Annotated in this window: 19 protein-coding genes; 4 read left to right on the forward strand and 15 right to left on the reverse strand. The window is 41.7% G+C overall.

Translation table 11 applies throughout. The features are described from left to right. Positions 1-2 precede the first annotated feature (2 nt). From AB5443_RS02305 to AB5443_RS02330, 6 genes are all read right to left on the reverse strand, one after another. Positions 3-923, reverse strand: a complete 921-nt coding sequence (locus AB5443_RS02305; RefSeq protein WP_277131139.1) for a glycerophosphodiester phosphodiesterase family protein — start codon at positions 921-923, stop codon at positions 3-5. Between the two features lie 11 nt (positions 924-934). After that, positions 935-3,466, reverse strand: a complete 2,532-nt coding sequence (locus AB5443_RS02310) for a glycerophosphodiester phosphodiesterase family protein (RefSeq protein WP_277131061.1) — start codon at positions 3,464-3,466, stop codon at positions 935-937. 21 nt (positions 3,467-3,487) lie between these two features. Then, positions 3,488-4,834, reverse strand: coding sequence for a RagB/SusD family nutrient uptake outer membrane protein (locus AB5443_RS02315; RefSeq protein ID WP_277131063.1), 1,347 nt, complete (start codon positions 4,832-4,834; stop codon positions 3,488-3,490). A 12-nt stretch (positions 4,835-4,846) separates the two neighbouring features. After that, positions 4,847-8,266 carry a SusC/RagA family TonB-linked outer membrane protein gene (locus AB5443_RS02320; RefSeq protein WP_073348205.1) on the reverse strand — a complete coding sequence of 1,140 codons (3,420 nt, stop codon included), beginning with the start codon at positions 8,264-8,266 and terminating at the stop codon, positions 4,847-4,849. Positions 8,267-8,428: 162 nt separating this feature from the next. Further along, positions 8,429-9,409, reverse strand: coding sequence for a FecR family protein (locus AB5443_RS02325; protein ID WP_277131065.1), 981 nt, complete (start codon positions 9,407-9,409; stop codon positions 8,429-8,431). A gap of 67 nt (positions 9,410-9,476) precedes the next feature. Next, positions 9,477-10,073, reverse strand: a complete 597-nt coding sequence (locus AB5443_RS02330; protein ID WP_277131067.1) for an RNA polymerase sigma-70 factor — start codon at positions 10,071-10,073, stop codon at positions 9,477-9,479. A 246-nt stretch (positions 10,074-10,319) separates the two neighbouring features. Here AB5443_RS02330 and AB5443_RS02335 point away from each other — a divergent pair, with 246 nt between their 5' ends. Continuing rightward, complete coding sequence (locus tag AB5443_RS02335) at positions 10,320-10,481, forward strand: hypothetical protein (RefSeq protein WP_167511812.1); 162 nt, start codon at positions 10,320-10,322, stop codon at positions 10,479-10,481. Between the two features lie 534 nt (positions 10,482-11,015). On the opposite strand, the gene AB5443_RS02340 is transcribed toward AB5443_RS02335, so the two are convergent. Together AB5443_RS02340 and AB5443_RS02345 are read right to left on the reverse strand one after the other, a co-directional pair. After that, positions 11,016-12,284 carry an outer membrane beta-barrel protein gene (locus tag AB5443_RS02340; RefSeq protein WP_277131069.1) on the reverse strand — a complete coding sequence of 423 codons (1,269 nt, stop codon included), beginning with the start codon at positions 12,282-12,284 and terminating at the stop codon, positions 11,016-11,018. Positions 12,285-12,290: 6 nt separating this feature from the next. Further along, positions 12,291-12,839 carry an RNA polymerase sigma factor gene (locus tag AB5443_RS02345; protein ID WP_044656479.1) on the reverse strand — a complete coding sequence of 183 codons (549 nt, stop codon included), beginning with the start codon at positions 12,837-12,839 and terminating at the stop codon, positions 12,291-12,293. A gap of 176 nt (positions 12,840-13,015) precedes the next feature. Between AB5443_RS02345 and AB5443_RS02350 the strand changes: the two genes are divergently transcribed. Further along, on the forward strand, positions 13,016-13,735 hold the full coding sequence (locus AB5443_RS02350) for a NigD-like protein (protein WP_277131072.1): 720 nt from the start codon (positions 13,016-13,018) through the stop codon (positions 13,733-13,735). Positions 13,736-13,866: 131 nt separating this feature from the next. Here AB5443_RS02350 and AB5443_RS02355 read toward each other — a convergent pair whose 3' ends face one another. Continuing rightward, complete coding sequence (locus AB5443_RS02355; RefSeq protein WP_022140084.1) at positions 13,867-14,547, reverse strand: MIP family channel protein; 681 nt, start codon at positions 14,545-14,547, stop codon at positions 13,867-13,869. A 125-nt stretch (positions 14,548-14,672) separates the two neighbouring features. Between AB5443_RS02355 and AB5443_RS02360 the strand changes: the two genes are divergently transcribed. Beyond that, entirely contained in the window at positions 14,673-15,587 is a 915-nt protein-coding gene (locus AB5443_RS02360; protein ID WP_044655614.1) for a DMT family transporter, read from the forward strand. 51 nt (positions 15,588-15,638) lie between these two features. Here AB5443_RS02360 and AB5443_RS02365 read toward each other — a convergent pair whose 3' ends face one another. After that, positions 15,639-16,565, reverse strand: coding sequence for a hydrogen peroxide-inducible genes activator (locus tag AB5443_RS02365; protein ID WP_277131076.1), 927 nt, complete (start codon positions 16,563-16,565; stop codon positions 15,639-15,641). Positions 16,566-16,702: 137 nt separating this feature from the next. Between AB5443_RS02365 and AB5443_RS02370 the strand changes: the two genes are divergently transcribed. After that, on the forward strand, positions 16,703-17,179 hold the full coding sequence (locus tag AB5443_RS02370; protein ID WP_022140087.1) for a Dps family protein: 477 nt from the start codon (positions 16,703-16,705) through the stop codon (positions 17,177-17,179). Positions 17,180-17,250: 71 nt separating this feature from the next. Here AB5443_RS02370 and AB5443_RS02375 read toward each other — a convergent pair whose 3' ends face one another. Genes AB5443_RS02375 through AB5443_RS02395 form a run of 5 tightly spaced genes read right to left on the reverse strand, consistent with a single transcriptional unit; the run spans position 17,251 to position 25,337 of the window. Further along, positions 17,251-18,258, reverse strand: coding sequence for an Ig-like domain-containing protein (locus tag AB5443_RS02375; protein ID WP_277131079.1), 1,008 nt, complete (start codon positions 18,256-18,258; stop codon positions 17,251-17,253). 29 nt (positions 18,259-18,287) lie between these two features. After that, positions 18,288-19,412: a DUF1735 and LamG domain-containing protein gene (locus tag AB5443_RS02380; protein WP_277131081.1), complete on the reverse strand. Its 1,125-nt coding sequence runs from the start codon at positions 19,410-19,412 to the stop codon at positions 18,288-18,290. Between the two features lie 19 nt (positions 19,413-19,431). Then, on the reverse strand, positions 19,432-20,382 hold the full coding sequence (locus AB5443_RS02385) for a glycoside hydrolase family 18 (protein ID WP_368113131.1): 951 nt from the start codon (positions 20,380-20,382) through the stop codon (positions 19,432-19,434). Between the two features lie 25 nt (positions 20,383-20,407). Continuing rightward, positions 20,408-22,009: a RagB/SusD family nutrient uptake outer membrane protein gene (locus AB5443_RS02390; protein ID WP_073348196.1), complete on the reverse strand. Its 1,602-nt coding sequence runs from the start codon at positions 22,007-22,009 to the stop codon at positions 20,408-20,410. Between the two features lie 22 nt (positions 22,010-22,031). Beyond that, a complete protein-coding gene (locus AB5443_RS02395) occupies positions 22,032-25,337 on the reverse strand; it encodes a SusC/RagA family TonB-linked outer membrane protein (protein WP_277131086.1) in 3,306 nt (1,101 codons plus the stop codon). Positions 25,338-25,475: the final 138 nt, after the last annotated feature.

Here is a 25,475-nt window from a genome sequence, read left to right on the forward strand (position 1 = left end):
TATTAATGAAAGACATCTATCTTATGTTCATTACGTTTTTTACGAGCTTGCAAGTATTCCAGTAAATAAGCGGTACGGTCGGTCTGAATGATTGTCGCTCCAAGTTTATCTATCAAATATCCATATCCTTCATCCGGATTTTCCAACGATTTATCGTCATCATGTCCGCCTGCCATCGTATCCCAAAGAGTATTATACCAAATCTTACTTTTTCCTTCAAGTTTAGCCCTCACTTGTTTGGGGAGTTGGCAAGTATCCGATTCAAACAACAATTCGAAGGCTACCGGGTGAAGTTCTTTCATGAAATCATTTATTTGCCGCATAGCTCCCGGTCGATCCAAATGTATGATTGGCATATATAGGATCCGGTTTAAATATTTTCCCAAATCCTTTTTCACTTCCGCAACAGGCTTCGACCCTTTCATGATAATCTGTCCAACAGTTCCGGTTTTCTCCAAAATGGGGAAAATCTCATCGAATATCGGATAAGCCTTATCCAAATTTACCATAACGCGCCCTTTGGCTGTCAATAATGCTTCTTCCAATGTAGGCACACGGTGTTTGGTTCTCAAAGCGGCACCATTCTTCAAACGGAGCGTCCGGATGGAATCCAGTGTCCACTCAGCAACCTTACCTTTTCCGGTAGTCGTTCTGTCCAAAGTCTTATCATGCATAAGAATCAACTGTCCGTCTTTGGTTTTCTGAACGTCCAGTTCTACGACGTCGGCTCCCAACCGGATAGAACTCTCTATCGCCGCCAGTGAATTTTCAGGTGCAAAACGCCAGTCCGCCCGATGAGCGACTACGGTTATTTCTTTATCATCAGGATTCGTTATCTTTGCATAAATTGCCTTCACCGGTTCATCTGCAAACAAGCGGAAAGGAAACAGCAAAATAATTCCTATTATCAGGTAGTTCTTCATATTCATTTTTGTCATCTATAGTTTTTGGATTTCAAATACTTGGCTGCCACTTCAGCATAATCGGTCTGTACGATATTAATGCGTTTGTTTATCATGCCTACCAGACCCGAATAGTTGTCCGACAACATGTTCGTATCATTCGCTCCTACGATATTGGAGAATAGAAGCCAGCCTTTGGATTTAATGTCTTCCGTCATCGCTCCCGCAAGAGCATCCGAGGTGGAAAGTTGCATCATTTGCACATTGTCCGTGTAAGATGAAGCAAAATAGGTAATATCATCTGAAGCTTTTGCCATCGGATGCAGTAAGAGACTGCCGTTCGCCGCTTTCAAATCATATGCATAATTACGGTTGTTTGAGACATAGAGCAGAACTTCGTTTTCCATGTCGAGTTTTTTAAGCAATGCCACTATTGTCGCTACGGCAACGTTTTTGTTGACTATATCCAAATTATAATAAACCTTTCCTTTACCTTTTTTCAATGCGTCCTCTAAAGTGGGGATCCGCTCGTTTGTGAGATTCCCCGCTGCATCTTTAAGATAGAACTGCTGTAACTGCTGATAAGAATAATCTCCTACCGCGCCGCTTCCGTTGGTGGTTCTGTCAATCGTATTATCGTGCATCAGTACCAATATTCCGTCAGAAGTGGGACGTGCGTCAAGCTCGATCATTTCTACTCCTACATTAATTGCATACTCTATGGAAGGCAATGAATTCTCCGGTATGCCATTGGTTATACCTTTCTGCGTGTTCGCCCGATGGGCACAAAGCCAGACCTTGTAGGAACTATCATCAAACAAGTTTTTTAAATCAGTCTTCAGATTCCCTGTAATAGGCAGTTGTCCGCCCGGTTCACCTCCCGGATTCTCTCCCGAACCTCCCAATTGTGCACTGGAGTGACGGCTGTCTTTTCCTTTCATCGGCCATGCCGAAGCTGCACATCCGGTTATACCTTCATCTTCCAAAGCTACCAGGACACTCTTCGATGGATCTACTGTATGAGTAACGCCAATATAGATCGTTCCATCCGGCCCGATGGTAGGCGAACTCCAGATTTTTCCGATACCCGCTTCCCAATTATCTTTTAAAGGAGAATCGCTCTCGCTAATCAATGCGGCCAAGTCTTTTTTCAAGATTAGCTGTTCTTCCGAGGCTTCGGGTTTAATGATATAATAATTACCGGACTGTGTTCCAAAATGAATATTACCGGCCTGGTCGATTGCCGCACATCCACTGACGTCTTCCGGCACACCGTAATGCCATTGAATTACTCCATTAGGAGATAACGCAACGATTCCTCCCGTGGCTTCACCCGGAGCACGTTTTACGGTCACAATGACGCTTCCATCCAAGCCTATCACAACGCCGCCCTGATCCAGCGTCCCTACATTTCCTAACGAAGTACGCCATTTTTCGACCCCGTCACTTCCAACAGCAAATGCGCTGCTTCCTATGCCCGGGAAGGTGGCAATTCCGTATATGGTGCCGGCAGCGTCCACAGCTACGGAAGCATTCATGTTTTCCGCAGGCTTATCATTTCCCGAACTATATATTTGCCATGCCCACATCACATTACCACCTGTATTCAGCGCAGACGCCGACGCTCCGAATAATCCGTTCTTTCCGCCTGACCAAATCAATGTGTTGTTCGCCAATGCCATTCCGGCAGATACTCCACCCGAAGGGCCGCCGGAATTATCTGCGTTTGCCACATAACCTACTCTGTAACCGGTGCTCTTATCGACAGCAAGCACAGAGCCCGTAGAGCCGCCATTCCCCATATAGATGTGATTCTCTCCAATCGCACAAGTCAGATAATTAATACGAGGTTTGGAAGCCTGTCCTTTATTCCAAAAGCCTTTTTCTGCATCTCCGGCAACTACCCATTTCTTTGTTCCATCGGGATTGATGGCGTATACACGCCCTACTTTGCCGCTCGTGTCGCCTGTTCCTACATACACAGTACCGTCCGTATCAATACTCGGAGTGGTATGCGTGTTGCCGGACGGAGAATCACCATCGGCAGATGTCCACAAGTCGAATTCCCACAATTGTTCACCGGTAGCGGCCGAGAATTTCCGCAAATAATGGTCATTGGAAGTCATATATACACTATTATCATCACTGACTGCCGGAGCCGTAGAACGTATTTCGCCCAGTACGTGAGCACCTACCCACTTCAGTTTCACATTGCCGACTTCGGGCAGAGGTTCTGCTTCAATCGTCAGCAATTTATGAGCCATCGCATAATTTCCTTTGCCGTCTTTGACGTGCAAAGTCACTGTATATGCCCCATTCGTTTCATAAATCACTTTAGGAGCAACTTCCGTTGAAGTCTCCCCATTCCCTAAATCCCATTGGCAGGTATAATTTCCTTCTCCGCCTACTGTCTCATTCGTGATACAGACTTCTTCACCTACATAGTAGGTTGTCTTGTCAAAAGTAAATTTAGCTGTCAGCGCATTTTCCTTCCAATCATCCGAGCATGCCGAAAGTAGCAGCAAACAGATGAAAAACGTTGTAACTATTTTTATATTCTTCATACTTTGTTCTTTCTAAGATAATTAATAGCCTGGATTTTGAGGATAGTTTTCTTCTCCCGCCAAGTCGCGTTCCGACTGGGGAACGGGATAATACATCAGGTAGTTTCTGCCGTTCAAGGAAGAAAACAAGTCCAAGCGGTTGGTTCGCTTCAAATCATACCATCGCTGACCTTCCGCATACAGTTCACGGTGACGCTCATCAAGTATCTGGTTCTGAAATTCAGCATCAGTCATGCTTGAGGGCAGCGAAACGGTGGCGTAGCGTTTGTTCATAAATTCTTTCAGTGTAGACAGTCCGTTGACAGCTCCCAGTGCTTCTGCTTTTATCAGATACATCTCTGCCACGCGGGTAACTACAATCGGAGTCTGTGACGGTTGTTCATTAGTGACAAACTGACCGGTACTTCCATTCGGAAATTTGATAATGCGGCTATTATCTGCGCCAAACACGGCTTTTGCACGTATATCTTGTTTCTTGACGGCTGTATCATCGTAAAGATGTCCGTAACAGTCGGCAGAGGGAGAATAATCCCAGGTGGGGTCGATGTCGTTCACCGTTTGGTAGAATAGCAGCAGACTTGTACTGCGCTTGTTGGCTAGCGCAAAGACCAGTTCTTTACTGCTGCTGTTGGAAACAAAGGCATTGGCATAATCAGTTGATGTAGCGCTCAACGCAAAATTTGATTTTGTAATCACTTTGTCGGCATAAGCGGCTGCGTTCGTATAGTCTTTCAAAGACAGGCATACTTTGGCATTCAGTGCGTCACAAGCGCTAAGAGATACATAAAAACGGTCTGTAAACTCTGGCAATAACCCTTCCGCTTTCGTCAAGTCTTCTCTGATAAAACTCCATACTTCTGCTTCGGGAGAGATGGGTACGACATCATAGGTACGCTTGCGCAAGATAGGTGCTCCACCCCAACGAGTGGCTAAATGATAATAAATCAAGGCTCTGAAATAGTATCCCGTACCGCCTGTCTGCTTCACTACCAGGTTTTCTTTATTAGAGGACGCTTCGTATGTTTCGACTAGGAAATTTACTTGCTTCAAGGTGGTGAAGCATTTCTGCCACTGGCTCAAAACCTCTTTGGAACTAGGAGCCATCGACATCGGGTCGTTCATAGAGAAGCCGGGGCCTGCCTTGAAATTCTCGCCTTTTACGTCACCGTCCATATAGAACTTAAATACAAGTTCTTCCATTTCGGCGTACACTCCATTCAATAATTTTTCCAAATCGGATTCGCTCAACATATCTTGAGGTATCTGATCCTTAGGCCGCATATCGTCCAGCATACCTGAACAAGCCGTTATCCACAAAAGGCAAATGCTACACAGCAAATAGTTGATTATAGTATAGTATCGTTTCATACATCTATGTTTTTAAAAGTTTAGATTCAGACCAAAAATAAATGTTCTCAACACGGGTTGCAGACCGAAGTCAACGCCATAATTTGAATCACCCGGACTGCCGGAGAATGATGTTTCGGGATCATAACCGGAATACTTGGTGAGGGTCAGCAGATTATCTGCCGAAACGTAGACTCTTAATGAATTTACGCGGAGTTTCTTTACAACTGATTCCGGCAATGTGTAACCCAAGGTTACTGTTTTCAGTTTAAAATAGGAAGCGTCTTCCAAATAACGTGTTGAGGTCTGCACGTTGTAGTCATAATCGTATCCGGTATGCACTCCCATTCGTACAGGACGGGGAATCGTGTTGCTTGTGCCTTCTCCGCGCCAGTATCCGTTGGCTACTTCTTTGCTTACATTAAAGTATTGTTCCACAGATTCGCCCCGGTCGCTTACTTTCACATTCGACAGTGCGAGCCCTAGGTGGTCAGTACCTTCGGAGCCGTTCACTCCCCGCCATGCCGACATCACTTTACCGCCTACCGAGAATTGTCCGAACAGAGACAGGTCGAAACCTTTGTAGGAGAAGTTGGAAGTGATACCTCCGTAAAAGTCCGGGATGGCTTTTCCTACGTTCATCCGGTCGGCATCGGAGATGTCACCGTCTTCGTTATAATCGAAATATTTCACGTCACCGGCACGTACGCCTTTAGCATAAAGTTTTGCAGGCACTTCGTCGTCACGTTGGTAGATGCCTTCCATCTTCAACATATAGAATGTACTGATAGGCTGTCCGTTAATCAATGCGTGCATCGAACCTCCCAAAAGGTTACTTCCGCTACTGGGAACTACATACATATCATTTCCTTCAATCAGGGAAAGTAACTTGTTTTTCACGAAAGAAATGTTTCCTCCCAAATCCCATTTGAATTTTCCGGTAAGGATTTTGCCATTCAAAGCCAACTCAAGCCCTTTATTCTCCAATGAACCGATATTGGACTGCAAAGTGGTATATCCGGTGGTTGCATTGACCGGTTTCTTGAACAGCAGGTCGGTGGTCTTCTGATAGAACATATCCACGTTCAGAGTCAGGCGGGACTGGAACATTTCTATATCAAATCCGATATTGAACTGGCTGGCTTTCTCCCAAGTCAGGGCACGGGCGTCCTGCGAAATCTGGAATCCGGCAGAACCGTTGTAAGAAGCGCCGCCCGCACTGATAAGTGACAGCGGAGCATAATTGCTCACTCCTGCCATGCTTCCTGTCATACCCCAGCTTAGTCTTAACTTGGCGTCATTGACGTATTTGTTTTTCGGGAAGAATCCTTCATTGGATGCCCGCCACGCAAAAGAGGCAGAGGGGAAATAACCGTATCTCTTGTTTTTTGCAAAACGGGAAGAACCGTCACTACGCAATGAGGCATTCAGTATATATTTGTTGTCCCAGTTCAAGGCGATTCGCCCGAAATAGGATTCTAAAGCGTAAGAGGTATAACTGATGTTTCCGGCATAGATATTGGGGCCTGCATTGATTAAATCAAAGTTGGAAGAAGGAAATGCGCCGTTGGCGTAGTTGTCACTCTTTGCGCCGAATTGCTCATAAGTGTATTTCTCAAACGAGTGTCCCAGCATGACGGAATAAATCAGTTTGTTCCATTCATTGTTGTAAGAGAATATGTTGTCTATCACATAGCGGAAACTTTGATCTTTTTGTTCTGCCAATGCTCCCCAACCGCTGCTGTTTTTGCGGGCGTCATGCTTGTCCGACAGTTTCTTAGAGGTGTTATCCAAAATGCCATATACGCTTACGGTCGGTGTATATTTGAATCCTTTGAAGGGGGTGACGTCTATGCTGAACACACCGGATAGTTGATATTTCTTGGCTACCCAGTCTTCTTCATTTATCAGCATTACGGGATTGTGGCGCAGAATATCCGTACCATTCACTTTGTAGGATGTTCCGTCTTCTTTGTAGGGTGAATACCAGGGTTGTTCTTCACGTGCCGTACGCAGGACTTTCAGACTGGTACTTGTTTCTTCCAACAGGTCTGAACGGCTGGCCGAACCTGCCAGATTCATATTCAGTTTGAATAGGTTGTTTATTTTATGTGTGAATTTGGCACGCATATTATATTGGTCATAGCTGCTCTTATTCAGATATCCTTCTTGAGTATTAGCGCCTAAAGAAGCAAAGAAGGTGGTCTTTTCATTTCCACCGGAGATGCTGATGGAGCCGGTACCTGTTTTTGAGTTCTTTCTTGATATTTCTTTCACCCAATTGGTTTCCTGAATATGGGAAGGAACATATAATTGAAGGTTGGCCCCCATTTGTACATTGTAATTATCAATAGCGGCTTGCATGGTGTTCATATATTCCGTTGAATTGGCCATTTCAATGTCGCTGGCCAGATAGGCGAATCCGTAGCGGCCGGACACTTCTATCTTTGTCTTGCCTTGCTGACCTGATTTGGTGGTTATCAACACGACTCCGGCATTGGCACGCGAACCATAGATGGCAGCGGCGGAAGCGTCTTTCAAGACTTCCATGCTTTCAATGTCATTCGGATTCAAATTGGGATATTTTTCACTGGGGATACCATCGACCACATAAAGTGGCGAGCTTCCCCCGCTGACGGAACCGATACCACGAACGGTTACATTAGGTGTCTCGCCGGGAGTGCCGGAAGCAGAAGAGATATTGACGCCTGCTACACGTCCTTGCAGCATTTTAATCGGATTATAGTCATTACCTTGATCTATATTTTCCATTTTTACTTTACTGATAGAAGTTGTAACCAGTTTTTGTGACTGGACTCCGTAGCCGACAACAACGACTTCGTCTATCATTTTACTGTCTTCCTGAAGTACGACTTTCACTAATGATTGGCCTGTGGTAGCAATATCAACTGTCTTATACCCTATGTAAGAGATTGTCAATATACCTTTTTCCGGTACATCTGCCAATGTGAATTTTCCATCGAAATCTGTTATCGTCCCATGTGACTCGCCTTTGACCACAATACTCGCTCCGATAATAGGTTCTCCTTTTTCATCTATAACGGTGCCTGTTACTTTTTTAGTTATAGATTTGTCCTGGGCTTTGCGAATCAATACAATCACATTGTCTTGCTCTTTCTTATACGCCAAGTCCATTCCTCCTAAAAGTTGTTGCATGGTTTGAGCAATCGTTGCATCTTTCACATTGAGTGATACTTTCCGGTTTAACTCCGGAAGGCTCTCATTGTAGAAGAACTTGTAATTGCTTACTTGCTCGATTTTCTTTAAAGAGGCTCTCAAAGAGATGTCTTTCACGCTTACTGTTATTTGGGAATAAGCGGCAAAAGAGACGCTTAGAAACAATAGCAGACATAGAGCCCGCAGTGTTTTCCAGTTCTTACTTCTCCCCACGTTTGTTTGAGGGAGCTTTTCAAAGGTTGTTTTGTGCTTCATATATCAAAACTTTTAAGTTGTTTGATAGGTATACAGACTGCTATACCCGCTCGTCCAATCGCCTATCAGACTTTAACTCTCGTTAACTTATTCGATACCGGGAATAAAAAAGCCATTCCTTAGTAATGGGCTGCGGAATGGCTTTATTTTATATTTTACTTACTATTTCTCTTTCAAAACTATCACCGAACCGTCCATTTCATAATAGAAAGGTGAAGTAAGCATGAGAATATTCAAGGCATTCTGTATGCCACCGCCCGGTATCGTTCCGGTGAAATATTCATTAGGCAGTTTACTGGAATCAAAACGGATTTCTACGTCATAAATACGTGAAAGGGTTTTCATTATATTTTCCAAAGATTCTTTCTCGAAATAGATATTTCCTTTCGTCCATTCAATGTAGTCATTCGGATGTACTTGGGCGGTTGTTATCTTATGAGTGACTTTATTATATTCTATTTTGTCACCGGGCTTCATGATATGCGACATTTCCTGTGCATAGACGCCTACTTTTCCTTCCAACAGAACTACTGTCACGTCTTTGGCATCTTCATAGGCTGATACGTTGAAAGAAGTGCCGAGTACTTTCACTTCCAAATCTCCGACCTGCACAATAAAAGCGTGTTTTTCATCATGGGCTACTTTGAAATAGGCTTCACCATTCAGTTGCACACGACGCACTTTTTCTCCGAAGTTATTCAGATAGCTTAGTTGCGAAGCCGAATTGAGAACGACATTCGTTCCGTCCGGCAGTTCGATGGTTGCTTTGTCGCCTTTATTGGCTTTTACTACAAAGGGGGCTCCTGCTGTTGGGGAAGAATCTATAAGATAGTAGGTAAAGAAGGCGATACAAATGGGTAAAACGATGGCGGCTGCCCATTTCCAGGGATTCATGCGGATGGTATTTGGCTTCTCTTCGCCCTGGATTTTCCCTTCGCCCTGGGTTTCTTCTTTGATACGGGCAAAGAGTTTGTCACGCAGCACCGGATTAATATCTGCACTCGATTTGGAAAATTCCTCTTCCCACCAGTTCTGTAAGCGGCGGTCGTTCTTTATCCAATCGGAGAGTTCTTTAATCTCAGCATCCGTTATATTTCCTTCGAAATACTTTTCAATCAGTTCCTTATAATATATCTTATCCATCTTCTTTCCTGCTTATTTACAAGTATACATTTTCATCCTGTCTACTATCCAAAAAGGTGTACTACAATTACATTTCATTAACAAAAAAGGCGAGCAAAAGCGCAATTACCTTATCATAATGCTTCATCAACTGTTCACGCATAAACTTCACAGCCAACGATAATTGTGTGGCGACTGTGCTTTCGGAAATTCCCATCATCCCGGCGATTTCCTTATTCGTATAGTTCTGACGCTTGCTCAAGATAAAGATTTTCTTTCGCTGTGCCGGTAATTCCTCTGCCAATGAGTCGATATAGTCGTTCAAGAAACGCAGGTCAATATCGTCTTCTGTCTGCGAGTCACGGTCTACCCCACTTTTCAGCAGATATTCATTGTAAACATATTCAACGGTCTGACGCTGATACATATTCATCAGTAAGTTTTTGGCTATCGTACAGAGAAAAGATATAAATGAAGCATCGGAATCTACTTTTGCACGCACTTCCCATATACGGATGAAAGTGGACTGCACCACTTCTTCAGCCATATATCGATCTCCGGAAGATAGCCGCATAATGAAATTGTACAGTTTGCCACTATACATCGTATATAACTTTTCAAATGCCTGAAAAGAACCTTCCTTTAACTTGATTAATAAAAGTTTTTCAGCAGTAGAGTCAATCATATTTTAGAGTTTTGCGACAAAGGTATGTTACTGTTGGTCTGAAACAGGTGACAATATTATTAATATTTTCTCAATTATCCGATTTTTCGGGAAGGTTTCTGCATATATTTCTTTTTCCTAAAGTCCAAAAATCGTTAATTAACTTCCCGGATTATCCAATGTTCTATCAGCATACAAGGATATTTTCCTATCTTTGCAATAGGATTACGTTATCAAGGAAAAAATGTAATTTTAAGATTAAATAGAATGGGTAATATCAAAACAAAACAAAAAAATATTTCTTCTCAAAAGCAGAAGAATAAAATCAATCCCTCAAAAATTGATGACGGGAAAAAGTTTGTATTGTCTGATGTATCCAAAGAAGAACTAAATAAAAGAAGGATTCCAGTATATCCTTACCTCCTCTAAATGTTAGAAAGCGCATATCCATTCTTCTTCATCCAAAAAGATGAAGGAAATGAGGATGGATTTCTATCTATATCATTATACAGATTCAAATCCACTAAGTCGAATTTAGTTTATATTGTCAGGGTAGAGCAATACGAATGCAGTATCTATGCAATAAAGTTCTATCAGAAAAATCATAGATTATCTCATAATAAGTATAGAATAATGACCAATACTTTCGAGCCGAGAAGGATCATTAATACCTGTATTAATATAATGCTCTCTATCTACGAAAAAAATTCCAAAGCTTCATTTGGTTTTATTGGAGCCAACGGTTTTAATGAAGATACGAAGTGTACCAAAAGATACAGAGTCTATTCAAGAATTGTAGCAACCTACTTTAGCGACAGAGTTTTCTATCACAAAGAAAATATAGAGAAGAGTGCATACATGCTCATCAACAATATAGCACTAAAAGAAAATCCCGACTTGATTCAACAAATCGAGAATTTCTTTATTAACCAATATGATTATTTTGAATAACTATTATTCGAATTAATAAGTCAGACGGATACCTGCCTGTATATTGAAGTTGAACGGATTCTCTTTACGTATAGTCTGAATGTCCGAACCATCATCGAAATAATAAGCGACACCCGGCTCTACATAGATACCGACACGTTTGGTAGCATTCAACTGTGCACCTACCGCACCGGACACGGAGAATTGCATAGGTTTCACCGTTTCCTTTTCGGAACCGAGCTTTCCATACACGCATTTCTCAACCATACCGCCACCGGATACATAAAAAGTAACGAGCTTCTTATCAAGGAAGTTCCAGTTGGCACGCAACGGAATACCGATATAGTGAAGTTTCTGTTCTATCTGATGGTCGTCATTCGCCAATTTAGCGTCAGAAGAAAGGAGCGTATAAGTCAGACCGGACTCGAGAGAGAAGCCTTTGCCCAAGGCTTTACGGACGGATAATCCGAAAGAGATGGGTTGATGATGCTTGATATCGACTACCTGTTTGGCCTGGCGCAAGTAAGGTACTCCGTCCTCAAAGACCAAAGTCTGGTCATTGGGAATCTCCATCAAACCGTTGGATACAGAAAGCATACTGACGCGGGACATATAAGGATACGCGCCCGAACCTACTTCTGAAGAAGCACCACCCGAATTCCCTACTCCAAGTCCCATTGACCATGTTCCTTTCCGGGAAGATGGTTTCTCAGTCGGGATATGATATTTATCTCTGCCGGAAGGACGGCGTGGCCTGTTGCCCGCAGTCGGTCGTTCCTTATCTTTCGTCTGAGTCTGAGTTTGACCGGCATTTGTTTCTTCGGTCGGTTCTCCCTCATTGATGACTGTTCCGGGGTCTTTTTCTTCTACTACAAGTGCCGGTTCATCTTTCACGGCGGGTTCATCTACCGGCATCTTATGTTCCGAGATATTCCGGTCTACTTTTGCCAACCGGTTTTCACGGGCAACGGGACGCAGGACAGGTTCAACGGAAGTTCCTTGTACATCCGGTTGTTGCACGCCCGGCAAGACATCGGGAGTAGAAGCCAATGCCGGTGTTTGTATATGACGCATTTCATCCGCGGCAGGTGTCCCCAGGAAATACAGGCTTACTGACGAAACAACAGCTAACAATATAACAGCCGCAGCCGCCATCATCCATTTTCGATAAGGATATATCTTCCTCTCCACGGGGGGCATAAGTTCTTTCTCCAGTTGTTCCCAACCGGAAGCAGGTGTCGGCTCGGAATAATCCGCGAGCTTCTCCTTCAACTTATTCATCCACAATTCTTTCTCTTCCATCTCTATCTATCCATTATGCATTATCCATTCTTTTACTCTTTTTGCCAATACCGTCTTCGCGCGAAACAGTTGCGAAGCCGAAGATTTCTCATTAATACCTAATACTTGAGCGATTTCTTTGTGTGATTTGTCCTCGAAAGTATAAAGGTTGAACACTGTACGATACCCGGCAGGCAGTTCTTCGATAAACTGCATCAACACTTTTTGGGGTATCGCCTCTACATCAGAAGCATCCGGCTCTTCATATTCTTCGGGCAACTCTTCCAATGACGCTGCCTGATTGATTACATCATTCTTCCGGAGATACTGCAAAGCGGTGTTGACTACCACCCGCTCCATCCAGGCCCGCAGGGAGCCTTCACCCCGCCAGGTGAACTTGTCGAAAGAGTCGAATATCTTTATAAAACTATCGTGTAGCAGATCCTGGGCCGTATCACGGTCGCCGGTATAGCGCAGACAGATGCCAAGCATACGCCCCGCATACTGCTCATACAGTTCCTTGCGGGCCCGGTTGTTTCCTTGCCTGCATTGTTCCGACAACTCTAATTCTTCCATTCGCTTATACACGTGTTTACCTTATAAATGCAGCAAAGATAGAAATACTGCATAGAGAGAACAACTCTTTTGCCACTTTTGTTTCTTTAACAGATGCAGATGCAATATTCTTGGTTATCGTGCATTTTCTGAATACAAAGCAGTAATATTAATCAATCTAAAACCTAGTTTATTATATGAAGAAATTTAAATTCATTGCCTTTATCTTTGCTATTATGACCACAATGCCGATTTTCCAGTCTTGTCTGGACGACGATGACAGTCCGTCCGACCTATTGGTTATCAGCACAATAAATATGATCAGCCAGGATAGCAAGGATTTTTATTTCACCTTGGATGATGGAAAAAAGATGTATCCGAGTAACGGACAAGGATGGAATGGCGCAGATTTTGCGGACGGACAGCGTGCCTTTGTCATGTTCAACGAGTTGGAAGAACCGGTGGGCGGATATGACTACAATGTGCAGGTTAAGCAAATCAAGGAAATTCTGACCAAGGATATCGTCACCATGGATGATGAAGAAAATACGGAAGAAAAAATAGGAGACGATAAAATCAACGCTACCTATATGTGGATTAATAAGGATAAGAAATATCTGACTATTGAATTCCAATATTATGGCACGCACAGCGAAGATAAGAAGCATTTCCTGAATTTGGTTATCAATAATCCTGTGCCGGCTCCTACTGCGGACGAAGAGGATGCGGAAGATGAATATATCAACCTGGAATTCCGTCACAACAGTGAAGGGGATTATCCACAGACTTTAGGCGAAGGGTATGTGTCCTTCAAACTGGATGAGATCAAGGAACAGATGGAAGGAAAGAAAGGACTAAGAATCCGTGTTAATACTCTATATGGCGGAATAAAAACATATGAAGTGAAATTTCCCTAATCTGCTAATCTAATGTGAAAGACACTCTTTTTTAATATTATATATTAATTACGCAAAAGAGGGCGGTAGTTGTGAAACTCCCGCCCTTCTTACTTTTATACTTCGCTATTTTATCCTCTTGAAAAGAAAGTTTATTTCTTATCTCCCAAATAATTCCATACGCCCGCGCTCAAAGCCGCTCCGACAAACGGGGCAATGATGAACAACCACAACTGTGAAAGGGCTTCTCCACCCTGGAACAATGCCGGAGCAATACTACGTGCCGGATTGACAGATGTACCTGTGATGGGAATACATACGATATGCACCAGTACTAAGGTAAGACCGATGGCGAGTCCGGCAAGATTGCCTGCGCCTTTTTTCGGGTCGGTAGAACCTAAGACTACTAATACAAAAATGAATGTAAACACTGCTTCGGCAATAAATGCTTGCAGCATTTCTCCTTCACCAAAACCGTTCGAACCTGTTGCCGTCGGGCCATCGTGAGCTCCGGTAGACACCAAAGCATAAAGAATAGCCGAGCCGATAATAGCTCCTATCACTTGGAAAACCATATACATCCCTGCGTCTTTTCCATTCATACGTCCACTCAGGAATACTCCTAATGTAATGGCAGGATTAATGTGACAGCCCGAAATACCACCGATAGCATATGCCATTGCCACTACGGACAAACCAAAAGCTAAAGCCACACCGATCGTTCCCACGCCAGCGCCTACTGTATCGGCCAAACCACCTGCAAAGACGGCACTACCACATCCCATAAGGACGAGCACCATCGTTCCAATCATTTCTGCAATGTACTTTTTCATAACTAATCAAAAATTTATTAATGTATTATTTTTCAAAAATAAATAATTTACTGCGGAAATCAAAGTCTATATGTATAATTATGACTAACTTTGCGGCATTTTTCGAATATAGAAAATTACACCGAATGAAAAAAGGACTTTTTTATGCCATATTGGCCTCTGTTTTATGGGCTATAGTCAATCCATTTATCAAACAGGGACTGAGCTACGATTTTACTCCGATGAACTTTGCCGGAATCCGTTTTACTACCGTGGGGATCATTCTCTTCGCCTATACCTGGCACAAAGGGATGTGGAAGGAAATACGTCAGCACAGCAGATTGTTTATGAACCTGATTCTTATCAATATGTTTATGGGATACACGGCTTTCTACTTCGGCGTGGATTTTGTGAGCGGGGCTATCTCGTCCATTATCATGGGGATGACTCCGCTTATCAATGTGTTACTGGCGCATCTGCTTGCTAGTAATGACAGGCTGAATATCCATAAAATTATCAGTCTTGTGGTCAGTCTCATCGGCTTGTTCCTTATTATAGGAATGGGAAGTGACGGCGCACCGCTCGATTGGAAGGGAATCACAGGTATTGTGTTATTGCTGCTTAGTATTATTTTTCAAGGGTATTCCGCCATCTCCGTTTCGGAAGATAAGGGAAAGGTGAATCCTATTTTCCTGAATGCTGTGCAGATGTTCTTCGGTGGTCTGCTGATATATATGGTAGGACTGGGTACGGAAGGTTATCATTCTTTTATCGGAAAACCGGGCGGATTTTATATCAGTCTTGGTATTCTGGTGTTTATTTCTGTCTTTGCTTTCAGCTTTTGGTTTATCGCTCTGCAAAGTAAGGGAGCGAAGGTCAGCGATATTAATATGTGCAGGCTGATTAATCCGATTCTCGGTGCGGTATTGAGTTGGATTATGCTCCCTGACGAATATCCGACATTCAGTACGGTGGCAGGAATGATTATTATCGTCAGCTCCCTGATTATTTATTTCAAAGGAGCTGAGATAGGTCAATGGTTTAAGAAGATTAGAGCATAAAAGGAATCCGGACAGGTCATAAGAAACATTGCATGGACTACAAGCATGGAGTTACAATAAACATTGGATAGACTGTAAGGCCAGCATTTCTTTAGGTACCGCCGCTTTTATCTCTTCTTTCAGTACGCAGAGAAGGCTGTGACGCACGAAATCTTTGCTTGTAGCCAGTACAACCTGACGCGTCGGGCGCGGGATGGCGAACGGGCGTACTAATTTCCGTTGTTCTTCTGTCAACTGGGATACTGCCAGTTCGGGAATAAAAGTGATACCTTTTCCGCTTTCCACCATGCGCATAAAGGTTTCCATACTTCCCAGGCGATAAGCCATCTGATTGACTTTCACTACTTCCATCTGGCAGAAGCGGACAAGTTGGTCGCGAAAACAGTGCCCTTCATCCAGTAGCCAAAGGCGTTCACCGGTTATATCGGAAGTGCGGATAAGGTCATGTTTGAAAGAGGGTTCTTTCTTGGATACATAAGCGTAAAACTGCTCATAAAACAGTGTTTCTTCTGTAAGGAACGTATCTTCCAGTTTACTGGCTATGATTCCTGCATCCAAATCTCCGGCATGCAATGCTTGTTGGACGTCTTGGGTCTTCATTTCCGTAACTCTGATATCCAGTTCGGGATACTTCTCCATTAGTTGCGGAAAGAAGCGCGGAAGCAGATAGGGTGCAATTGTCGGCAATACTCCCAAACGGAATACGCCGGATAATGATTGCTTTTCTTCACTGATAATTTCCTTTACCAGTGCTGCTTGCGCCAGAATCACACGAGCCTGATCTATTATTTTTTGCCCGATAGCTGTCGGACAAACAGGTTGCATTGTCCGGTCAAACAGCTTCACTCCCAGTTCATCTTCCAGTTTCTGAATCATGGCGCTCAATGTAGGTTGCGTCACCCGGCAGTGTTCCGCTGCGCGGGCAAAGTGCCGGAACTGGTCAACGGCTAATATGTATTCCAATTGTTGTATTGTCATCTATCAAATTGTTTGATGTTATAGATTGTATCTATGCAAAGATAGAAATTTTCAGTTTGACAGCAAGCAATTTTCGCCTTATCTTTGTCATACAGAAAAAAAGAAAATTAATATAAATCATTAAAAACAATAAGATTATGAAGACTTTAGAATTTATCAAATTGAACGAATCGGGAGCAAACAACGTAGTAGCATCTTTGCAACAACTATTAGCTGACTTCCAAGTGTATTACACCAATCTTCGCGGTTTCCACTGGAATATCAAAGGACATAACTTCTTCGTTCTCCACAGCCAGTTCGAAAAGATGTATGACGACACTGCCGAAAAGGTGGACGAAATCGCAGAACGTATCCTGATGTTGGGCGGCACTCCTGCCAATAAGTTCAGTGATTATCTGAAAGTTGCCGGTATCAATGAAGTGGACAAGGTGAGCAATGGAGATGAAGCACTGAACAGCATCCTTCAGTCTATCAGTTATCTGATCGGTGAAGAACGCAAGATTCTGTCTATCGCTTCACAAGCCGGAGACGAGGTAACCGTTTCGATGATGAGCGATTATCTGAAAGAACAGGAAAAGTTGGTTTGGATGTTGGTGGCTTATAATAGCAAGTAATTTAGAAAAAAAGGTTTAGATTAAAAATTTCCCCTCGCTACAAATATCTGTAACGAGGGGAAATTTAAATATTATATAGAACCTGAATAATCAAATCCTACTGTGTTCACAGATGTCCCATTTGACTTTAATTTAAGCACACCCGTAATACTATACATATTAGTCTCTTCATTATACTTAACAGTAAATGAACCAGGATCATTAGTATCCAAATTTCGTTTAGAACCATCTAGTGTAACAGACGAAAGAATAAGGTACATTTGAGTCTTAGAATATTCTCCCGGCAATAACTCAGCCATTTGATTTAATGCTATTGTCACCTTGTTATTGCTATCACCATTAGAAAAATTTAAAATCAGATATTTCCCCATCGGAAGCACTTCTATTGCTCCAAATTCTAAATACACATCCGAATCCGGTATATCTTTCACTGTTACTGTAAGTACCGTTGAAACTCCACTACCATCATTAGCTGTTATCTCAACCACTGCCTTTCCGTAATCAAGAGCTGTAATCACGCCGTCTTCTAATGAAATGATTCCATGTCCCTCTTTTAAAACATAAGATACAGATTTGTCCACAGCATCATCCGGCAATACAGTTAGGTTAGCTCCCAAATCATAAGTATCACCTATTTTCAGAATCATTTTTTCTTTTCCATCAGCCACTTCAATTTTCTCAACCTTTGCAACATATATTACTTTTACTCTACATTTTGTTTCCAGTTGAGCAACATTTGCATCATTTACAACCGTAACAGTCAGTTCAGCCTCACCCGGCGCAACACCAACGACTGTTCCTTCTCGATTCACCGTAAAAATCTTCGCATCACTTGTACTAAACCTGAAGGAATACCCTGCCGATCCTTCTGCACTTTCTGGAGTAACATTTATCTGCAGAGTAGTGGTAGTCCCCACCCCTTCAATCCTAATGACTCCATCTTCAAGAAACTCGTTCTCGATGGATATTCCGGTTACCGGATTTTCCACCCCTTCTCTTTGAAAAGTTTCATCCTCATCGCCACAAGCTACGCATAAAGCAACTGCAGCAAACATAAAATATAATAACTTCTTTTTCATACTTAACTGTGAGTTGATTGTTTCATTTTTTATTCCGGACAACGTACTCCTTCTGTCCAATTCAGAGATCTGCTAATATCCCAGCCATTACCAGTCCAGTCCTTAATTACAGAGCCACCACCTTCATTGAATCTCCAATAGGCAACCATATCCTGATAATAATCAGGAGAAATATAACACATATTATTCTGAATTTCATTCTGTGTTAAGGCCCTCTTCCACACACGAACCTCACTTATAGATCCATCCAAATAACGGGAGTTCACAGAAGAACCAATACAGAATCTACGTTTATCTGTGTTTCCACACAAGATAACAGGACCGCGTGGCGCATCTACTTGTCCATCCAATTCACCATTTACATATAATTTAATCGTAGAACCATCAAATACAACTGCAAGATGATACCATTTATCAACTTCAAATTCAGTCTTTCCTGTCACTGGAAAACCACCACCAGCCAATTGTATCTGATTCGGCTTTATAGTTGTATCTCCAAATCGTAATAAGAACTCTTCTTCTACCCCCATTACCGTACTAATAAACGGACTACTAGAAGCAAAATTATTAACCTTGACTCTTGCTTCCATTGTAACTTGCGGAACAGCAGCCAGCGAAGGATCGCTTTCAAAAGGAAGCTGCATATTCGTTCTAGAAAGATTAGCAGCATTGACAACCATCACCTGATTTAATACAAGATAAACCGTTCGGGAAGAATCTAATACAGGCATACCACCGGTTACATCCGTAATGGTTAAAGGCACACAATAGGTAACCCCTTCTTCAAAATTAGAAGCTCTCAACAAAGAAAAAATCAATTGCTCTGAAATATTCTCACCCGCCTTTAATACAATTTCATCATTAGATAACATGTAGTCTTCAGTCGGGACCATTTTATATTTCTTACCATACAATGCATTATACCCCTCGAGTTTATCCTGATCTACCCGTACTCTTATAGTCTGATCACTCGTAGCCTGGCAAGAAGCAGAGACTGTCACTCCAATTTCAGCCGGCCCATCTATCGTATACTTAACGGCAGGAGAATCTTCTGTACCGGTAAAATACAAAACATCTTTGAATGTTTCTACATTCGTACAAGCTGACAATATACCAACCCAAAATATAGTTAATAATAAGTATTTCGCCTTCATATATTTTTAGTTTTAGAGATTATTTCTTTGCGGGATTCATGATCTGAATAGCCTCACGAAGATATTTATATTCAATATCCGTATGATTATACTCATACTCCATGTGGTAACTTCCCACACCGCCTTTATGTTGTCCTTCTGTTATATTATTCGGTTGCCAACGTGCCATACCGATCAACGATGGAATAACTCCTAACTCCGGATCAGAATACTTATCTCCTCCTGTAGCCCAGTGATCTTCAAAGTTTTCCGTCACTATAAATCTGTCGGGAGCCAAATATTTACTGACTGTATTAAAACGATTCTGTAACGATGTCGGTGATTTAGTATTATATGCCTGCGCAACCGCATAATCAGCATATTCCCAGCCTTCTTCCGTTATTTTCTCAACAAATCCATCCACACAAATAAGTTTATCTTCCCCCAGATTCGAACGCATTTCTCTTAATAATGTAGTCATATTCACGGAATTATTAAACAAATCATTCCCACTACATTCATGATCAAAATCAATGCCGTCATATCCATATTTAAAGATACTATCTGCCAGCGCTTTGGCTGCGGCCGGAATATTTTCGGCTATATTCTCAAAATTGCCCGGAAAGTTTGCCATATTATGAGAAAATATAGTAAATGTCACTTTTGTTCCGTGCACTTCTTGTATATAACGCAAATCCTCCATTTGAGATGGCGTCAAGCTATGCCATGTTCCCCAGATAGATACTACATCTACACTATCAGGCAAATTACGCAAATATTTCACAGGAGATGTCCCGGTTGCTTTCCAACCTCCAAACCATCCAAAAGCCATTTGATGTTTCGTTTTTTTATAAGCTCTCAGATTCTCATAATATTGGGCATCCCGCTCTAACGGCACCTGAAGAGGAATATTTTCTATTTCTGTATCACATGCCACCCATACAGTAGCTAATACGAAAAAACAAAATATTTTATTAATTATTTTATTCATAGTAATCAAATTAAATATACAATAATTATTTTTTATCCCACCATAACTTAACTTTTCCATAGTCAGTGCCACCAAGAAAATCTGTCACTGCTTTATTTACCTCTGTCGTATTAGTATCATACTCTGTAGATGGAAATGGAATACGACGTGGCCCGGAGCTTTCTACTTGACCTGCACTGGCATTTGTTCCATACAAACTAAATAGCTTGGGATAACCGGTACGACGGTGCTCACTCCATGCTTCCTGACCTTCCGGGAACATAGCAATCCACTTTTGAGTGATAATACGTTCCAACTTCTTATCATCACTATCATTTTTATTCCATGCAATAGTAATCGTAGATGCAGCAGCCACACTTCCAGAAGTTCCGGCTGGTGCAGTAAACCGCACAGGCTTATAAGTATCTCCTCTCGTCAAGTAATCATCCAAAGCAACACCCCACTGTTCGAAAGATTTCGTAATACCTGCGTTGTATAATTCTTCAACTTCACCACCCATATCCCAGCCGTGAAGTTTTCCTTCTGCACGCAAAAAGTAGATTTCCGCAGCACACATCCACTGGACTGGCGTTTCAGCAAATACGTTCGGAGAAGATAGCTTTAAATAATTCTTCTTATCCGTCACATTCACTCCTAACCGGGCACCATGAAATTTATCACCGGCTTCCCCATATTCAGATTGCTGAAAGTATTTAGAAAGTCGAGGGTCACTATATCCTTTCATTATAGACTCAATATCAGCCCCCATACGTGTATCCGAATAACTATCCCAACAAATCTTCAAAGGATGGAATACTGAGATTCCGTTTCCAGACTGCAACAAAGCATTTTCAGCATTTTCTGTAATTACTCCGGCTTTTGTGGCTTCTTCCGCTAATTTCTGTGATGTTTTTCCATTTACTTCAAATCCATTCACATAATATGTACGCATAGCCAAACGCAATTTCAACGAATTGGCAAATTTCAACCATTTAGTAAAATCACCTCCATACACAAGATCATATTTACTTAAAGGTTTACTACCCGGATGAATAGCGATATAGTCCTGTAACTCCGCTATAGCTTCATCTAAATCAATAAAGAATGATTTATATATCTCTTCCTGCGAGTCATAAGGAGTTTCCAATCCCCCATGGCCAAATTGTAAATAAGGCAAAGGACCATACATATCTGTTACACGATGCATGGCTGCTACCTTCAAGATTTGTGCAACGGCATAAGCCTCCGGGAATTTATCCTTCCCATTATCCCGGATTTGCTTCCAGGCAGGCATTACTTTCGTGAACACTACGTCAAAAGCGACATCATTCCATTTATCATATCGCAAGTTGTAATGAACAGCAGAACTCGTCCCCCATGTACCAATTGGAGTCATATAGCCGGAATGCATATCACCACACAAATTTTGAGCACGTTGAAATTCATTAGCATCCACATCACTGGTCGGTATCACATCCATCTGCATAGCGGGAAAGAAGTTTCCAATCTTCATCAGCCCAACCAACATTTCTTCAGGAACCTCATTTGGATTGGTATTCCATTCTTTATAATTGTCTGTACAGGAAGTGATCAGCACAGCTACTCCCAATGCACACATTGCATGTCTTATTTTTCCTAGTCTTTTCATTGTATTATTCCTTTCTGGTTTATTAATATTGGAACTTCACACTAAACCCAATGCTGCGTACACTCGGCTGCATAAAATAGTCAAACCCTTGATAATATGTACCTGTAGAAGCCGATAGTTCCGGATCAAAAGGCGCCTTATTATGGAACATGAACAGATTTTTACCAATGAGTGACACTGTCAGGTTTTGTATCTGGTTACCAAACCATTTAGTCGGGAATGTATATCCTAAAGTGGCTTCCCTAAGTCGTACGTTTGTCATACTATATACATAATTAGCCAAAACTCCGGTCGAACCATTACCAAGCACATTATAGTAATCCTTCGCGGTCACACGTCCACTATTAATATTCACTCCCCCATTATCACGTACTATAGCCGATGTTTTAGAAGTCCCATAGTAATCCATCTTCGCTTGTGTAGCCGAAACGCCGACCCCACCGATACGGGCATCAATCAGAAAACTTAAATTAATACCTTTCCAGCTAAAACTGTTATTCCACCCCCAGTTAAAACGAGGTGCCGTGCTACCTGCTTTTATCCAAGTGTTCGAATCGGCTTCTATCGCACCGGTATTCGCATCCACTTTAATATTTCCCAAATAGTCCATCTTTAGCCCCGTCACATAAATGTCACTCAAAGTACCTCCTTCTTTCACTATCATTTTATAGCTACCTTGTGGGTTGAAAGGTTCTATTTCCGTGATAGAGATAGGTTCTCCTGTTATCGGATTGGTAGCACCACCGGGTAATAAATAAACAACCTTATTACGGTTCATTGTAAAGGTCAGATTGGAGTTCCATTTTACAGGTCCAAGATTGGTATTGATACCCAAACGTGCCTCAATACCCCAGTTATTCACTTTTCCTCCATTCAGCATGTAATTACTGTAACCTGTACTTGGCGGCATAGTATAGTTGATAAACTGGTTGAAAGTATTACTGTTATAATAGGTAAAATCAATATTCAGTAAATTCTGGAACATTCTTAGATTCATACCAACTTCAACAGATTTTGTACGTTCAGGTTTCAAATCCGGATTCAATAATCTTGAGGAAGTATTGATAACACCATCTTTGACTGTATATGTCGGCATTGTAATCTGTCGCATCGGCGGATTACCAACCTCACTATATGAAGCCCGAACCTTTAAAAAGGAAATATATACTTTCGACAAATCGACTATCTCACTGACAACAGCAGATATACCTACCGACGGATAGAAAAATCCACTTTTCTCATTATCAGTATTAGCCAAAGTAGAGAACCAGTCATTACGGGCAGTTAAATCCAGATATGCCCAGCTTTTATATCCTAACTGAAAAGTTGCAAATACAGCTTGATTATTATCAATATATCCTGCCTGTTCAGCTTTAGTGTTCGCCCCATTCTTGCTTATATTATTGAACGAGAAAAAGTTCGGAACAGTAGCCAGATGTCCTTCATAATTTGTCATCTCATAAGTCTGATGGTTGAAACTGCCTCCCACATTGGCTGTAATTCCCCAGTTTTCCCAACGCTTATTAATTTGGATCATTGCATCTCCATAGGTGTTCTTATATCCTGACTTCATGTTCATATAATTACCATATTCTGATGCAAATAATTGATCGGAAGAAGCTGCTATTTTACGTTCGTACGTGTCATTGCTATTATCTACACGCATACGCCCCACAACGTTCATCCATTCAAATACTTTATAATTCAAATTTGCCGAGAACATATAACGTGATTTATGATTACTCATATTCTCACGATTTACGATCCAATAAGGATTTTCGATTGCCATTCCCTGATTACCATAAGGCCAGTATTGCACATCATAATATTTCTCACTATTATAACGTTCATATACTTTATACTTATTTAAATCATCTCCTCTAGGCATAAGGTACAATGCAACAAGCGGATTATGATATTGCCCCTGAGACATCATGTTGTTATCATTCGTTATAACATAAGAAGCACTCATGTCCAATGTCAACTTATCTTTAATTAGTTCAGTCGTATTACGCAATGTGAAATTATACCGGTTATAAGTATTATTGGGTATAATGCCACGTGCATTGGTCGACGCTGCCGAAAAATAAGTTTGATTACGGTCATTACCTGCGGACAAACCTATAGAGTTAGTTTCTGTGAAACCTGTTTGAAAAAAGTCTTTAGGTTCCCATGTCGCATTCTTCTTAGCTCCCCAGCTGGCAAACTCACCTTCTACCGAACCATAAGTAGTCTGAAACTCCGGCATTACTAAAGGGCTCATAAACTGAGTATCGTTCGAGTAATTAATTCTCAGTTTTCCTTCTTCCCCTTTCTTTGTTGTTATCAAAACAACACCATTCGCACCTTGCGAACCATAAAGCGCGGCAGCCGCCGCACCCGTCAATACGGACATTGATTCAATATCGTCCGGATTTATACTGGAAATCCCGTCACTGTCCCCTCCGTCTGCATTCTCATAAAAACTTTTTTCCTGATTAGAACGCATAGAAGACATAGGAATACCATCAATCACGTATAAGGCATTGTTGTCATTCGTTATAGATTTCAAACCACGCATTACAACACGGGTAGAACCACCAATACCTGATGCACTCTGATTAATAGTCACACCGGCAATCTTACCTGCCAGACTGTTCATGAAACTGGCATCCTTTACGGTAGTAAGATCCGCCGCTTTCATCTCCTGTACATTATACGTCAGAGATTTCGTTTCGCGCTTGATGCCCAAAGCGGTAACTACGACCTCATCCAGCACCTCATTATCCGGACGCATAGTAATACTATAAAATTCCTTGTCCGAAACGGCGACTAACTGAGTGGCATAGCCAATATAAGAAACTTTCAAAGTGGAATTAGCAAAGGCTGACATAGAAAAATTCCCATCAAAATCAGTAATGGTTCCTGTAGTAGTTCCATCTACCGCCACATTCACACCAATCAAAGGTTCGCCATTCTCATCAACAATTTTCCCTTTTACAGTCTTTGAAGCCTGCGAGTTCGTCTCTTTTTTTTCAGGAACAATCATGATGTACTTATCAGTCAATTTATATGAAAATCCCGTACCTTTCAAAATTGTCTTTAGAGCAGACTCTAATGGCTGGTTTACTATATTCAAAGATAATTGTCTTTGACCCGAAAGTTGTGATTGATTATAAGCGACAGATAATTTGGATTGTCTTTCAACTTCAACCAATGCATTTTGTAAAGTGATTTCTGTTTTTTTTATAGTAATACGAATATTACTTTGAGCGAATGCTGTCGTCTGCAATATAAACAAACAGCAAATAATTATTGTACTTTTAGCTGTTTTTAGATATAAATTCATATCTTCGTAGCGTTTTTAGTGTTAAACTCATAATATTAATTCTATCAAAAATCTAGTATTTTACTTTTTAATACTAAAAGACTTATTTCATATCCGGAACCAGGCGGCATCCTTGTTCCGGATACTTTTTTACATAAT

Source organism: Bacteroides sp. RTP21281st1_H5_RTP21281_210402 (assembly GCF_040918965.1).
GTDB lineage: Bacteria > Bacteroidota > Bacteroidia > Bacteroidales > Bacteroidaceae > Bacteroides > Bacteroides congonensis.

Coding starts and splice junctions, on each gene's coding strand:
- AB5443_RS02305 (WP_277131139.1), bottom strand. CDS start 923: ATGAAGAACTACCTGATAATAGGAATTATTTTGCTGTTTCCTTTCCGC.
- AB5443_RS02310 (WP_277131061.1), bottom strand. CDS start 3,466: ATGAAGAATATAAAAATAGTTACAACGTTTTTCATCTGTTTGCTGCTA.
- AB5443_RS02315 (WP_277131063.1), bottom strand. CDS start 4,834: ATGAAACGATACTATACTATAATCAACTATTTGCTGTGTAGCATTTGC.
- AB5443_RS02320 (WP_073348205.1), bottom strand. CDS start 8,266: ATGAAGCACAAAACAACCTTTGAAAAGCTCCCTCAAACAAACGTGGGG.
- AB5443_RS02325 (WP_277131065.1), bottom strand. CDS start 9,409: ATGGATAAGATATATTATAAGGAACTGATTGAAAAGTATTTCGAAGGA.
- AB5443_RS02330 (WP_277131067.1), bottom strand. CDS start 10,073: ATGATTGACTCTACTGCTGAAAAACTTTTATTAATCAAGTTAAAGGAA.
- AB5443_RS02335 (WP_167511812.1), top strand. CDS start 10,320: ATGGGTAATATCAAAACAAAACAAAAAAATATTTCTTCTCAAAAGCAG.
- AB5443_RS02340 (WP_277131069.1), bottom strand. CDS start 12,284: ATGGAAGAGAAAGAATTGTGGATGAATAAGTTGAAGGAGAAGCTCGCG.
- AB5443_RS02345 (WP_044656479.1), bottom strand. CDS start 12,839: ATGGAAGAATTAGAGTTGTCGGAACAATGCAGGCAAGGAAACAACCGG.
- AB5443_RS02350 (WP_277131072.1), top strand. CDS start 13,016: ATGAAGAAATTTAAATTCATTGCCTTTATCTTTGCTATTATGACCACA.
- AB5443_RS02355 (WP_022140084.1), bottom strand. CDS start 14,547: ATGAAAAAGTACATTGCAGAAATGATTGGAACGATGGTGCTCGTCCTT.
- AB5443_RS02360 (WP_044655614.1), top strand. CDS start 14,673: ATGAAAAAAGGACTTTTTTATGCCATATTGGCCTCTGTTTTATGGGCT.
- AB5443_RS02365 (WP_277131076.1), bottom strand. CDS start 16,565: ATGACAATACAACAATTGGAATACATATTAGCCGTTGACCAGTTCCGG.
- AB5443_RS02370 (WP_022140087.1), top strand. CDS start 16,703: ATGAAGACTTTAGAATTTATCAAATTGAACGAATCGGGAGCAAACAAC.
- AB5443_RS02375 (WP_277131079.1), bottom strand. CDS start 18,258: ATGAAAAAGAAGTTATTATATTTTATGTTTGCTGCAGTTGCTTTATGC.
- AB5443_RS02380 (WP_277131081.1), bottom strand. CDS start 19,412: ATGAAGGCGAAATACTTATTATTAACTATATTTTGGGTTGGTATATTG.
- AB5443_RS02385 (WP_368113131.1), bottom strand. CDS start 20,382: ATGAATAAAATAATTAATAAAATATTTTGTTTTTTCGTATTAGCTACT.
- AB5443_RS02390 (WP_073348196.1), bottom strand. CDS start 22,009: ATGAAAAGACTAGGAAAAATAAGACATGCAATGTGTGCATTGGGAGTA.
- AB5443_RS02395 (WP_277131086.1), bottom strand. CDS start 25,337: ATGAATTTATATCTAAAAACAGCTAAAAGTACAATAATTATTTGCTGT.